The sequence below is a fragment of the Undibacterium sp. Ji49W genome, from assembly GCF_049340205.1.
Classification (GTDB): Bacteria; Pseudomonadota; Gammaproteobacteria; order Burkholderiales; family Burkholderiaceae_D; genus Undibacterium.
In genome coordinates, this window is sequence record NZ_JBMPOW010000011.1 from 1 (window position 1) to 13,223 (window position 13,223).

The following is a 13,223-nucleotide window of genomic DNA, read 5'->3' on the forward strand; positions in this document are numbered from 1 at the left end:
CTGCGTATTCTTTCTGAACGGAGAAGCTTTGCGCGATGTCTTTGAGGGACAGGTTGGAGGCTGTCCAGTATGCCAGGCCCAATGGGTCCGCTGGACGGTTGAAATAAGCGATGTAAAGCTTTTGGATGTCACTAGCTGCATTAGCCATTTAGAACTCCTGTAAATTTTATTTGAATCGTTTTGCGCATCAAGCACGCACCAGTTAATTACCGGTTCGTATCTTCACAGAGATAATTATCTGGAGTAAGTGCCTAGAATCACAACAAGATATGACATTAGTCATTTGCACCATGTCTGGCCTGGAAAAATGCTTTTCTGTTCACGAATAAAGCGTGTTAAGCTTGACTCGATAACTAAAACTGATTTCAAGGATGAAAGCCGAAGTGAAAGCAGAGATGAAGACCAAGATGCAGCTATTCTGATGCTCTGCGATGACGGGGATGAAAATTTACCGGTGCGCTTCATAAAGCCTCATTTATAGAAAATGCTTCCTTTGATGAAATGAGTGTGAAGTGAGCGCGAAGTGAGCATTAAGTGAGTGCGAAGTGAGCGTTAAGTGAGTGTTACAGCGTTTGAAATCAGTCCCGGATATTTCAATGGCACATAATTATTTGATGGATTAGTCAGCAGACTCATATAAAACTTAATTCCACCCGTTGTGCCAAAGATTAATAAAACCAACAAGACATCCAAAGCATTAGCCACCATCCAGACGGCTAAAAAGAAAAGCCTTGGCATCAGCAAATATGCAAAGCTGACCATACCGCGCCTGCATGAGACCATGCAGCGACCAAGATTATTTTCTTTACTTGACCGCTTGTTTCAACAACATGCCATCGTTTGGGTAGTATCACCACCAGGAGCAGGAAAAACCACACTCGCGGCAAGTTATCTTGCGCAAAGCCGGCGTACGCCCATCTGGTATCAGATTGATGAACTGGATGGTGACAGCGGTACCTTATTTTTCTTTCTTTCAGAAGCAAGCAATTATCTGGCAAAGCCTGTCTCCATCACGCATGAAGATAAATTGAGAGATGCGAAAAAATTAGACCGCCTATATTTTCGTGATTTTTATGCCAATCTCCCGCCGGATACCATCATCGTGTTCGACAATATTCAGGATTTTGACTGGCAAAACGGTATTCATTTGATCGAGAGTGCATTGAGCGAAATACCTGCTGGAATTTCCATACTGGTACTCAGCAGAGAAGCACCTCCGGCAAGATTTTCAAGAATGCAGTTAGATCATAAATTGAGTGTCGTCAACTGGAATGAAATCAGTTTGACCCAGGAAGAGGCTTTAAACCTCGCGCGCTTGCACACGAGGCACAGCGAGATAGACACGCAATGGCTTTCACTGGTCGATGGCTGGGCTGCAGGCATCGTCATGTTGCGTGATCTGGCCAGACAAGCCGATGACAGTCCCCTTCAGCGATTTAATGGCCGGGACGAATTGTTCAAATACTTTGCAGGCGAAATTTTTGAGCGTATGCCAGCACAGCATCAACTCATTCTATTAAAGCTGTCGGTCATGACAGGCATGACCGAGAATGATGCAATCACATTAAGCGGCGATCAAAATGCGCCGGCACTTTTTAAATCGCTTTACTATAAGTCTCTTTTTCTCGAAAGACGGGGAACAGAACCCTACTCTTATCATTTTCATGCGTTGTTCAGGGAATTTTTACGACACGAATTCAATTCACGTATCGATGAACATGATCAGATCAGCTTGCGTCATATTGCCGCCAGACTTCATGAAGAAAAAGGACAGATTGAAGATGCCGTCATCCTGCACCAAAGAAATGCCAATTTTCAGCAATTGATACAACTCTTGATCAGCAGCGCAGAAGGCATGCTGAAAAATGGCCGGGGCCAGGTTTGGCGCGACTGGATAAGTGCTATTCCACCAGCGGTGATGAATGATGTACCTGAACTCTGGTACTGGCAAGGAATGTTTCTCAATGATGTAGCCCCAAGACAAGCCCGTACCTCACTGATACGGGCTGCCAATACTTTCCATGGGCCGGCACAATTGCACTTGAAGTTATTGGCCATCGCTGCAATTATCGAAGGCTATGATACAGAGGCAAAAAATTATGACGAACTAGGCCCCTGGATCAAAGAAATGCTAAGCGGCCTTGAGGTGCTCGATGTCAGCACTACTGGGGTTGGATCCGAAATTGAACTCAGACTATATTCAAGACTGCTGCTTGCACTGCTATTGTTTTCGCCGGAATCCGCCGATCCACCACATTTGATCAAACAAGTCATCGGCACACTCAGACTGGCGACAGAACCTGTGGAGAAATTATCAGCAGGCTCCATCTTGCTGCGTGTCATTGAAAGAGGATTTGAAGTCACTGCCGGACAAATCAATTGGTTACTGGCGACCATGCAAGACTGCTTGTCCGCCTTTGCAGCGCAGCCATTAAACCAGTTGAAATGGCTACGTCAAATAATTCGCTGGCATCAAAATGAAGGCAATCTGCATGAGTCATCCCGCTTCCTCGATGAAATAAAGAATATCGTCAACAGTAGCAATCTTGATCCAATTCTTGCACAGCTCATAGAAATTGAATATCTGATCGCTACGGGGGATGTGAAAAATTCACGCCATTTATTGGATCAGATACAAACTGCACTACCCTCCTCACCGGACAAGGAACATATAGAATTTCAGATTCTGGAAGCAAAATGGCATGCCCTCAATAACAATGTATCGCAGACCATTCGCTGCCTGCACCATGCATTTGAATTAAGCGACAAATTGAGGGTAAAGAACATAGGGCAATCACACCTTGAAATGTTTCTGGCGGCCTGTCATGCACAACAAGATGAATTTATCCTGGCCATGGACTGGTGTACAAAGGCATTAGCGCATGCAAATGGCTATGAACTATTTATAGCGCAGGAATGCCAGATTTTCATCCGCGCCTGCGCACAGATATCGACCGCCAATAACAAGCTAGCAATCCAATTATTGAATGATGCGTTGACACGTCATCAACAAAGAAAGGCGATTACGCTTTTCCCACTGAACCCCATGCTTGCCGCACGCCTGATCGATTTCGCACTGAAGAAAAATATCCAGCCCGAACATGCACGAAATATTATAGTCAGGCAAAATTTAAACCCACCAGATAAGTTTACGCCCCACTGGCCGTGGCCTGTCTCTGTACGTATCTTTGGCCAATTTGAGTTATTAATCAGTGGGGAAAGTGTTGCACATGCAGGCGGTGGCCAGCAAAAGCCCTTGTTGCTGTTAAAAATACTGATCTGCGCTGGCAACAAAGGACTTGGCTTAAAATCTGTTGCCTCGCAATTATGGCCAGACTCGGAAACTGCCCGCACCACCTTGAATGTGACTGTACATCGTCTGCGTAAAATTTTAGGTGGCGATGACAGGATACTGATAGCGAACGGAAATATTTTTATTTCCGAATCAAGAACCTGGTCGGACCTGGCAGCCATTACAAATAGCTGCCAAGTCATTTCAACTTTGGATTCTGCGACATCAACCGCAAGTATTGTTCAACTTGGTAATGAGTTACTGGGCTTATATAGAGGCCCTTTATGCGCAGAAGAAAGCGATAGCTGGCTCGTTGCCCATAGAGAACGCTGGAACAATCATTTCAGAGAGGCTGTAACACAGTTAGGACGACATCTGGAAAATGCTGAGGAATGGGGTTTAGCAGCAACACTATATAGAAAAGTACTGGAAGTTGACGCCTTGGCAGAGTCCAGTTACCGCGGCTTAATGCGTTGTGCCCATGCAAAAAATGATATCGTAACTGCCGTCGCCGCTTTCCGTCGATGCCGCGAAACACTGTCCATTCTGGTTGGTCTGCCACCGTCGGCTGAAACAGTATCGCTGGCCATTGAACTGGGTTTGATCATCGCGCCGCAATCGGATTAGATCTCACTGTGTTGATAACACCCTACCGGTCCGTCAGGAACGCGAACGTTCAAAATTCAATGGTAAATATAGTGTAAAGCAAGTTCCTTCGCCGACAATTGACCTTACCTGTATGCTGCCGCCATGTTGTTCGACAATGTCACGGACAATAGTTAATCCCATCCCCATACCTTCTCCAGCTGTTTTGGTCGTATAAAGTGGATCAAACAGGCGTTGCTGTGATTCGTGTGACATGCCAATGCCGTTATCTTCAAATTCAATTGCCAATACCTCCTTGATGATGGCTGTGCGAATAGTCAAGCTACCGGGTTTCTGTGTATGAAGTTTTTCGGGGCGCGCAAGGATGGCCTGACAAGCATTGATCAGCAGATTCATGAATACCTGATTTAATCTGGAGGGCCAACACTTCAGAACAGGATTGGCGTCCAGCTGAGAAATGATTTCTATGGCATCTCCGTACTGAACGCGCACCAGCTTGATTGTTGAAAGAATGCCTTCAGCGATACCCGTTTCTTTCATATCGGCATCATCCAGACGGGAAAAGGTACGTAAATTCAATACCAAATCGCGTATTTGCCTGGCGCCACCCAAGATGGTATCGAGCGATTCCACAGAATAGTTCAAATGCTGTTGAAAAATGGTGGCGATCTCTGGGTCAGTATCTTCATCCAGTAAATTGATCAGAAAATCATTGAACTGTATCAAATGCAGACGCAGGTTCTGGCTACCTACGTAAATGAAGTTGACCGGGTTATTTATTTCATGGGACAAGCCGGCAGTCAAGGTACCGATAGAAGCCACCTTTGCCTGGTTGATCATGTGCACCTGGGTACGTCCCAGCGTTTCTCTGGTCGTATCAAGCTGCTGTGACGCCTCTATATTTTCTATCGCGATTGCGCCATAGGAGCACAGGGCACGGAAGACCAGCCTTCTACGTTCATCAAACACTTTTGTTTCGGGAAATTTGACGTGCACCAGTCCAAGCAATTTACTACCTATAAGCAGTGGCGCAATCAGCGCAGCAATTTTTGGATTCAACTGTAAGACATCATTGTCGTCACCGTCATCCACACCGGTTTTAACAAGCAGTTCTTTTCTTTCCCGCGCGACTCTTGCCAGTTGAGAATCGCTTGATGCAAGCGAAATTTTTCTTTCACCGCTTACCGTCCTTGATTTGGCCGGAAATACCAATTCGAGCTCCGTACCCTCTTGCACTACCCGATAAATCAATATCTCTGGTGCATCAAGCAAGCGGCTGATGTGTGTATGCAAAGCTTCATACATCAGTTCAATATCGAGGTCGTGCGTTATGTCTACACCGATTTCAGAGAGATGACGAAAACTTTCCAATGACAAGGCTAGCTCAGTATTTGCCCGGTTCAGGGCAACATTGGTGTGAATCAAGTCCTTGTTAATATCCAGCAATTCAAGCTGCTTCTGCCGCAATGCCGCAGTACCCTCCTTGACCTTGGCGTCAAGAACTGTCTGTGCGTTACGCAAATAGCGGGTCCTTAACTGCACCAAAAAATAAAGAATCACGATGACAAGTAAAACCTGCAAGATGGTGAACCACCAGGTCTGCCGCCACGAAGGTAGCACCAGAACCGGTATGATCAATGCTGGCTCGGTCCATAGACCATTACGATTCGACACGCGCAATTTCAAATGATATTGACCAGGTGGCAAATTTGAATAACTGACCAGACGCCGGGAAGCATCGATTTCTATCCAGTCCTTGTCATAATTTTCCAAAAAATAAGCATACCGGTTATATTCGGGTGCGGAAAAATCAAGCGCAGCAAACTCTAACGAGAAATTATTATCGTCGGGGTTAATCTTCAGCTCCTGCGCGTCCTGCCCCATAAATCGCAAGGCTGAGGGCTGAATCTTTCCACCAACATGCAAATTGGTAATCGCAAGCGGAGCGCGGTAACTCCAACTTTGAAACAGTTCAGGCTTCACGATCGTGAGTCCGTCGGCGCCACCAAACAATAAGTCCCCCTGTGCAGTCTTTGCCCCGCTGTTTAACCAGTGAATTTGAATGGCACCGCCATCGGCCAGTCTGATTGGCTGGATTTTCAGCGTGTCGGGGTTGATGACGGCCAATCCCTTGTCCGTGCTCACCCAGATTTGACCTTTTGCATCTTCAAAAATTTTATCCACAATGGCGTTGGGCAAACCATCTTGAGTGGTAAGCCTGACTTGATCTGCAAGCATGCCTGTTGAAGACCCGTCGTGGCTGCGTTTGAATAAGATGATGCCATCACCGAGTGTAGAAACCCAAAGGCGGCCACGCGTATCGGCATGGACACTGGAAACGTATGCCGATGAATTCGCCACACTATTGCTGGTGGGCCATATGTGTTCAATTTTCTGCGTACGCTTGTCGTACCGATAAAATCCATGATGCCTTGTGCCTATCCACACACCCTTATCGTCATCTCTTTCCAGCAACACAATAATGTCATTATTCAATGCTTCCGTACCCGGGAGACGACTGGTCAGGCTGGTGTCTGCCTGATCAAGATCAAACGTCCACAAACCGTCAGTGCCGCCCATCCATAACTGCCTGTCGTCTTTCATCAGTGCAGTAACTGGCTCTGCGGGCTGACGCGGCGCTGTCGCAACCAGATGTATCTTCTTTTGGGAGGCATTTTTTGTATTTGCTATATAGAGACCTCGTGCTGAGGCCAGATAGATCTCATTGTCAGTCGTCTGCACCATTGCATTAATGGCGACCTTGGGAAGAGAAACGACAGGATTTTCTTCGCTGGATTTAATCCAGGTGATGTTTCCAGTCACCGGACTGATGATGTTCAAACCGTTGGTGCGCAAGCCTAGCCAGACTTCACCATTTTTCAACTGTAATACAGACGTAACGTCCGTATCCCTGATTTTAAAATTGGATGATGTCCCACCAAACATGGTTTGGATGGGTGATTGTTGTCCGCTTGTGCGGCTGATGCCGCGCTGGGTACCAATCCAGACCGTGCCAGCGGTGTCGCGCAGAATGGCCGAAGCCGTGTTATCTGCCAGGCTATACGGCAAATCATCCTTATGTTGCTCACGATGTGTCGTCATTGTGGCCACATCAACGACCACAATGCCCTGGCCCAGGGTACCAAGCCAGACCTTGCCCGGGTTGATTTCCTGGATAAAATTAATGTCCTCCTTACTGATCACATGGGGCGTATTACCGGTCTCCTGAACAGCCTTGATCAGCATGGAAGAATAGGCAGTTATAGTGGGCTCTGTCGTTCGCTCTGCCACGAATGCACCGTGCCCCAGGGTACCCACCCAGATCTTGCAATCGCTGCTTTTACTTACGCTCAGAATTTTTGGCGCTGTCTTGTCCTTGCCTGGCAAAGCAACAGGAATATAGCTATTCGACTTTTCATCCTTGATAAACAGACCCTTGCCCGTACCTACCCACAATACACCCTGACAATCGCGTACCAATGATCTGACTTCGCTGGAAGTCAGGCCACGGGCATCCATCCCACTCTTGCTTTCATGGGTGACGGCATCGTCCTTGAATTGCAAATGATCCAGTCCGCCCCTGCTGCCTATCCACAAACCATCCTTGCCATCGTCAATGATGCTTGCAATTGCCGGGTGATTGGTTCCAGTCCCGCCAACAGGGATGCGAATAAAGCGGTCAAGCGCAGCATCGTAACGGGCTAAACCGCCACTATTGGTGCCTACCCAGAGCCTGCCACGGATGTCGATATACAAGCTGAGTATGGCACTGTCGGGGACGCTAGCCTCATCATTCGGTATAGGATCAAAGTGGCGAAAGCGATAACCATCCCAGCGGGCAAGGCCGCCCTGCGTTCCAATCCAGATAAAACCACTTTTGTCCTGAACAAGCGCAGTGACAAAAGAATGCGGTAAGCCGTTGGAGTTGTTAAGGGTTTGGAAAATGCTATCGCCGAGATCTTGCCAGGGTATGGCATTCGACGCCGGCTCACTCGCGGCAACAATTGTATTCAGCGAAGCGAATACACACCAAAGAACAGCACGCCTGACTGTCAACAATATCAGCCGCACATGGGAACATGCATTGATTATTTTCACAGAAGAACGATGCTGATTTCTGGAGTCTGTGAAAATTCTCATTTTCTTCGATTGGGTGCGTGTTCCATCAGACTTGAAATAAGTGATTCGCTAACGCTGTTTGATCTGACTTTTCAGCGATAACTGCTATCGGCTTGCCAACTGAGCGATTACCCGCTTTAACTGGCAACAGAGGTTTTGCTCATAGTTTCAAACTGTTGAATTGCAAAATGGACCGCGTCCAACAACTGCTGAGAATCGTAGGGCTTGACGATGAATTTACAAATACCACCCAAATTAATCGAGTCAATTACGGCATCGACATCAATGTATCCCGATACCATGATGCGAGAAGTCAATGGCACCAGACGTTTGGCTTCAATGAATAAATCAACCCCGCCCATCCTGGGCATACGGTAATCACTGACTATGCAAGCCAGCTTATCTGTCGCGCCGATACTATTGATTATACCTATCGCTTCCAGCCCGTCACGCGCTTCCAGTACATGAAAATGATCGCGCAAAACACTCGCCATGACAGACAAATTCGATTCCTTGTCATCAACGATCAGAACCGAATAGCGCGGCAAAGCCAAATCCAGCCCTGCTTGCAGTTGCGCCAGGTTTTTTGTGCTAAAAACAGCCATCAAACATCTCAATAGTTAAGAAAATATCTTGCCTAGACTAAATCATTATCTGCACATAGGCAAGGATAGAAAATAGTGCCTGCCAACAACAAAATGCGCACCCCGTCTGCATCTCTGGACGAGTAGCCGCAAAATCAGATCCAGGGGACAAATTCTCTCTATGGCATATCTCTGAGCCACAGAGCTGAAATGAGTGCATGAATCAGAAACAGGCAAATCAGACACGGGCTTGATTACCGCGCAAGACTCCTGGGCAATCATAGTGGAAATAAGGCGTCATGTACGTCAACGCACATTCTATTTCTTTAAAACGACGTATATAGCTTTCATGCTCATACGCTATATGGATGGTTTTCAACGCGGCGCGTGAGTTGCATCCAACACCTCATCCGCCATACCTATACAGGGAAGTTATCATGAAACTGAAGCCACTCAATGAAAAAATGGAGCAATGCCTTGCCAACTGTCTGGCATGTCATCGCATCTGCACAGCAACTGCCGCCCATGTCATGCACGGGGATAGCAATCACAGTGAAGTGCTGCATCTTGTCAGCCTGCTGGATTGCGCCCAGATATGCATTGTGCATGCCGATTTCATGGCGCGCCGTTCGCCACACCATTCTCAACTTGCCAAGGAATGTGCAGAAATCTGCACGGCATGCGCCACTATGTGCGAAACCCATGACGACGCCGACGGCATGATGGACGAATGTGCAAAAGCCTGTCGTGCGTGCGCAGATAGCTGCGCAATGATGTGAATCAGGCGTCTTTCAAAATGCAAGGGTCTGTCATTTAAAAAAGTCTTTGTTTGTTATAGAACAAACTATCTCAGGCAAAAACGGGCCAAGCTAACACGCATTCAATCAATGAAAAAACACTATTTCTTATCAACAAGGAAATCATGACTACCAACAAAAACGCATATCTGATCGGTGGCGGTATAGGGTCGCTGGCGGCAGCAGCGTTTATGATACGCGATGGCAAGATGAGGGGTGAGCAGATATCCATCCTCGAGACTGGTTCTCTCATGGGCGGCAGCCTTGATGGAGCCGGCAATCCGGAACAAGGCTATTCATTGCGTGGTGGCCGCATGCTGACAACCGATAATTATGAATGCACGTGGGACTTGTTCAAATCCATTCCCTCATTACAACATGCAGGTAAATCGGTATTTGAAGAAACGGTAGATTTCAATCAACGCTATCACTCCAATTCAAAAGCCAGGCTGGTCGACAAACGGCGCGCCAAGGTACCGGTAACGTCTATGGGTTTCTCCATGCATGACCGTATGGAATTGTTGAAACTGGCGACGACATCAGAAGTTGAATTGGGCAACAGCAGAATTGTTGACTGGCTTTCGCCTTCGTTTTTTGAAACAGAGTTCTGGTATATGTGGGCGACAACGTTTGCGTTCCAGCCATGGCATAGTGCGGTCGAATTCAAACGCTATCTGCACCGCTTCATGATGGAATTTTCACGCATAGAAACCCTGGCAGGTGTCAAGCGTACCGTCTATAACCAGTATGACTCGCTGGTTTTGCCTCTGCAAACCTGGTTGCAGCAACAGGATGTCCGTTTTATTGCGAATTGCGAGGTGAAAAAGCTGCAACATAGCGGCAACGAATCTTCGCTAAGCGTAACTGGCCTGGATTGCCTGCACGATGGCCGTGAAGAAAGTATTGTCGTCAATGAAGGTGATCTGGTATTCCTGCAAAATGCATCCATGACGGATGCGTCCAGTCTGGGTTCAATGACCAGCGCCCCCGAAAAACGCAGCAAACTGAATAGTTGCGGCTGGCAGCTATGGGAACAACTTGCTGCAGAGCGACCTGGCATGGGTAATCCGACTGCCTTCAATAGCTGTATCGCGCAATCAAATTGGGAATCGTTCACCGTCACGCTAAAAGACCCACGCTTCTTTAATTTGATGCAAGAGTTTAGCGGCAATGAAGCTGGCACTGGCGGGCTGGTGACATTCAAAGATTCTAATTGGCTAATGTCGATCGTACTGGCGCACCAGCCTCACTTCATTGATCAGCCAGAGGGCGTTCAGGTGTTTTGGGGCTATGCGCTGTACCCAGATCGCATAGGCGACTATGTCGCCAAACCCATGAGCGACTGTAGTGGTGCTGAAATCCTGCAAGAACTGTTGGGCCATTTACGTTTCGATACCGACGTATTTGATAACGCCAATTGCATTCCATGCAGGATGCCCTACATCACCAGTATGTTCATGCCCCGTTCTGCCGGTGACCGCCCTTTGCCTGTGCCGCCTGGCAGCAAGAACTTTGCCTTCATCAGTCAATTTGTAGAAGTACCCGATGATGTTGTGTTCACGGTGGAATATTCTGTCCGCGCAGCCCAGATGGCGGTCTACCAACTGCTTGGCATTGACCGCCAGATACCACCTGTCACGGCACATGACAAATCCCTTGGTACGACTATAGAAGCACTTATCAAGGCGTTTAAATAAACACATCACTGTCTAGTGGATTGTTTCAATTGTTACAGTCCACTAGAACTCACTTTTGGAGAATCACATGACCCGGACCATGCAAGCTGCTGTAGTCGAACAATTTGGACAAGCACTGGTGCTGAAAGAATTACCGATTCCTGTACCGGGGCCGGGCCAGATTCTGGTCAAGACCGAAGTATGTGGTGTATGCCATACCGATCTGCATGCTGCCAGTGGCGACTGGCCTGTCAAACCTGGCTTACCTTTTATTCCCGGACATGAAGGCATAGGCATCGTAATTGCACTCGGGGCGGGTGTAACTGCGGTAAAAGAAGGTGACCGGGTCGGCGTTCCATGGTTATATTCCGCCTGTGGACATTGTGAATACTGCCTGGCAGCACATGAACCCGTCTGCCCTGATGCGCAGTTCGGCGGCTATACAAAAAATGGCGGCTTTGCCGAATACATAGTTGCCGACCCCAATTATGTTGCACACATTCCTGCCGGTTTGGCTGCGCGTGAAGCTGCACCATTAATTTGTGCCGGCGTCACCTCTTACAAGGGCATCAAGGAAACACAAGCCAAGCCTGGCGACTGGATCGTCATCTCTGGTATTGGTGGTCTGGGGCACCTGGCCGTTCAGTACGGTAAAGCCATGGGCTTGCACGTATGTGCGGTAGATATCGACGACGGCAAGCTTGCCCATGCCCAACGCCTGGGTGCCGATGGCATCGTCAACGCCAAAGCAGCAGATGCCATAGATCAGGTCAGAGAGATAACTGGTGGTGGAGCCCATGGCGTACTGATTACCGCACCCTCACTTGCCGCATTCAAACAAGGGGTGGGTATGACACGCAAATTTGGTACCTGTGTATTAGTCGGCTTACCTCCGGGTGAATTTCCTACCCCGCTGTTTGATGTGGTGGCCAATTGCATCACCATACGCGGCTCGTTTGTCGGCAATCGTCTGGATATGGCAGAAGCACTATCCTTCGCGGTTGATGGCAAGGTCAAGGCGGATATCGAATTACAACCGCTGTCTGCAATCAACAGCGTGTTTGAACGCCTTAAACATGGCGAAGTGCCTTCGCGAGTGGTGATCAACTTCGAACCGGCCTGAACGCGCGCCAGGACAAAAAACACCAGCTCAATATTCGGCCTGTACATGCCAGCCCAATGAGTGACACGTGATTGAGGGCTGGCATTAATAAATCAAAGCGTTAAGAGTGTGCACGCATCGCTGCGTGCACATTTTTTTATTGGCCATTCAGAAAATAGTCCCTATCACGCCCTATCAAAGTATCAATCCCAACTACGTTGAAATTCTTACAGGCCGACCAGGAAATCCATTCAATTTCAATTGAACTGACTAAAATCCGGCTTGCGCTTCTGAAAGAACGCCATGAAGGCTTCCTTCGCTTCAGGGCCGCTGAGCATGGCGGCGAAGTGTTTGTTTTCTTCCAGCATCTTGGCGCTAATGGCGGCAGGCTGGTTGCCCTTCATCAGGCGTTTGGTGACGCGTATTGAAGCGGCTGGCAAGGCGACCAGCTTGGCGGCTTGCTGTTGCGCATAAGGCAGTAATTCTTCCAGCGGCAAGACCTTATTGACAAAGCCCATTTCAAACGCTTCCTGCGCGCTGAAGGCTTCGCCCAGCATGAGTTTTTCTGCGGCACGCTGATAACCGACGATTTGCTGGAACACCATGCTGGACGCAAATTCTGGGCACAAGCCCAGTTGCGTGAAGGGCATGGAAAGCCTGGCATTGTCAGCCAGGTAGATCATGTCGCAATGCATGAGCAAGGTGGTACCTATGCCGACGGCTGCGCCGGACACAGCAGCGATGACAGGCTTGCCGAGTTCATTCAATGCCTGCATGAACTGGTACACCGGCGGCAAGTTGTCTGGCGAGGCAATGCTACCAGAATTTTTCATGAAATCTTCGAGATCATTGCCTGCTGTAAAAATCTCTGGCTTGCCGGTGATCAGGATGGCGCGCACGGTGACATCGGTTTCTGCATCACGCAGGGCATCTGCCATGGCCTGGTACATGGCCTGGGTAATGGCGTTTTTCTTTTCTGGACGATTGAAGTTGATCGTCAAAATACCGTTTTCTTTGTGGGTCAGGATATCCATGGTTTAGTCTCTT

At 48.1% G+C, this 13,223-nt stretch carries 9 protein-coding genes and 1 pseudogene; 5 read left to right on the forward strand and 5 right to left on the reverse strand.

Annotated elements, in window-relative coordinates:
• Window positions 1-552 precede the first annotated feature (552 nt).
• Complete coding sequence (locus tag ACO0LK_RS14760) at window positions 553-762, reverse strand: hypothetical protein (RefSeq protein ID WP_422976264.1); 210 nt, start codon at window positions 760-762, stop codon at window positions 553-555.
• A 19-nt stretch (window positions 763-781) separates the two neighbouring features.
• Between ACO0LK_RS14760 and ACO0LK_RS14765 the strand changes: the two genes are divergently transcribed.
• Window positions 782-3,919 (forward strand): BTAD domain-containing putative transcriptional regulator, encoded by a 3,138-nt coding sequence (locus ACO0LK_RS14765; protein ID WP_422976266.1) that lies wholly within the window; start codon window positions 782-784, stop codon window positions 3,917-3,919.
• A gap of 33 nt (window positions 3,920-3,952) precedes the next feature.
• Here ACO0LK_RS14765 and ACO0LK_RS14770 read toward each other — a convergent pair whose 3' ends face one another.
• Complete coding sequence (locus ACO0LK_RS14770; protein ID WP_422976579.1) at window positions 3,953-7,144, reverse strand: sensor histidine kinase; 3,192 nt, start codon at window positions 7,142-7,144, stop codon at window positions 3,953-3,955.
• A 318-nt stretch (window positions 7,145-7,462) separates the two neighbouring features.
• Between ACO0LK_RS14770 and ACO0LK_RS14775 the strand changes: the two genes are divergently transcribed.
• Complete coding sequence (locus ACO0LK_RS14775; RefSeq protein ID WP_422976593.1) at window positions 7,463-7,603, forward strand: hypothetical protein; 141 nt, start codon at window positions 7,463-7,465, stop codon at window positions 7,601-7,603.
• Window positions 7,604-7,618: 15 nt separating this feature from the next.
• Here ACO0LK_RS14775 and ACO0LK_RS14780 read toward each other — a convergent pair.
• Window positions 7,619-8,038 (reverse strand): annotated as a pseudogene (locus ACO0LK_RS14780) (ligand-binding sensor domain-containing protein); the annotation flags it as partial.
• 116 nt (window positions 8,039-8,154) lie between these two features.
• Window positions 8,155-8,622: a response regulator gene (locus ACO0LK_RS14785; RefSeq protein ID WP_422976268.1), complete on the reverse strand. Its 468-nt coding sequence runs from the start codon at window positions 8,620-8,622 to the stop codon at window positions 8,155-8,157.
• A 416-nt stretch (window positions 8,623-9,038) separates the two neighbouring features.
• Here ACO0LK_RS14785 and ACO0LK_RS14790 point away from each other — a divergent pair, with 416 nt between their 5' ends.
• The 3 genes from ACO0LK_RS14790 (at window position 9,039) to ACO0LK_RS14800 (ending at window position 12,197) form a co-directional block, all read left to right on the forward strand.
• Entirely contained in the window at window positions 9,039-9,380 is a 342-nt protein-coding gene (locus ACO0LK_RS14790; RefSeq protein ID WP_422976270.1) for a four-helix bundle copper-binding protein, read from the forward strand.
• A gap of 128 nt (window positions 9,381-9,508) precedes the next feature.
• Window positions 9,509-11,095, forward strand: coding sequence for an oleate hydratase (locus tag ACO0LK_RS14795; RefSeq protein ID WP_422976581.1), 1,587 nt, complete (start codon window positions 9,509-9,511; stop codon window positions 11,093-11,095).
• A 67-nt stretch (window positions 11,096-11,162) separates the two neighbouring features.
• Complete coding sequence (locus ACO0LK_RS14800) at window positions 11,163-12,197, forward strand: zinc-dependent alcohol dehydrogenase (protein ID WP_422976271.1); 1,035 nt, start codon at window positions 11,163-11,165, stop codon at window positions 12,195-12,197.
• 236 nt (window positions 12,198-12,433) lie between these two features.
• On the opposite strand, the gene ACO0LK_RS14805 is transcribed toward ACO0LK_RS14800, so the two are convergent.
• Complete coding sequence (locus ACO0LK_RS14805) at window positions 12,434-13,210, reverse strand: enoyl-CoA hydratase (protein WP_422976273.1); 777 nt, start codon at window positions 13,208-13,210, stop codon at window positions 12,434-12,436.
• Between the last annotated feature and the right edge of the window lie 13 nt (window positions 13,211-13,223).

Excerpts from the sequence above, each read along its gene's own strand:
- ACO0LK_RS14790 (WP_422976270.1), top strand. The coding sequence starts at position 9,039 with ATGAAACTGAAGCCACTCAATGAAAAAATGGAGCAATGCCTTGCCAAC.
- ACO0LK_RS14775 (WP_422976593.1), top strand. The coding sequence starts at position 7,463 with ATGATCCAGTCCGCCCCTGCTGCCTATCCACAAACCATCCTTGCCATC.
- ACO0LK_RS14765 (WP_422976266.1), top strand. The coding sequence starts at position 782 with ATGCAGCGACCAAGATTATTTTCTTTACTTGACCGCTTGTTTCAACAA.
- ACO0LK_RS14785 (WP_422976268.1), bottom strand. The coding sequence starts at position 8,622 with ATGGCTGTTTTTAGCACAAAAAACCTGGCGCAACTGCAAGCAGGGCTG.
- ACO0LK_RS14800 (WP_422976271.1), top strand. The coding sequence starts at position 11,163 with ATGACCCGGACCATGCAAGCTGCTGTAGTCGAACAATTTGGACAAGCA.
- ACO0LK_RS14805 (WP_422976273.1), bottom strand. The coding sequence starts at position 13,210 with ATGGATATCCTGACCCACAAAGAAAACGGTATTTTGACGATCAACTTC.
- ACO0LK_RS14760 (WP_422976264.1), bottom strand. The coding sequence starts at position 762 with ATGGTCAGCTTTGCATATTTGCTGATGCCAAGGCTTTTCTTTTTAGCC.
- ACO0LK_RS14770 (WP_422976579.1), bottom strand. The coding sequence starts at position 7,144 with ATGCTGATCAAGGCTGTTCAGGAGACCGGTAATACGCCCCATGTGATC.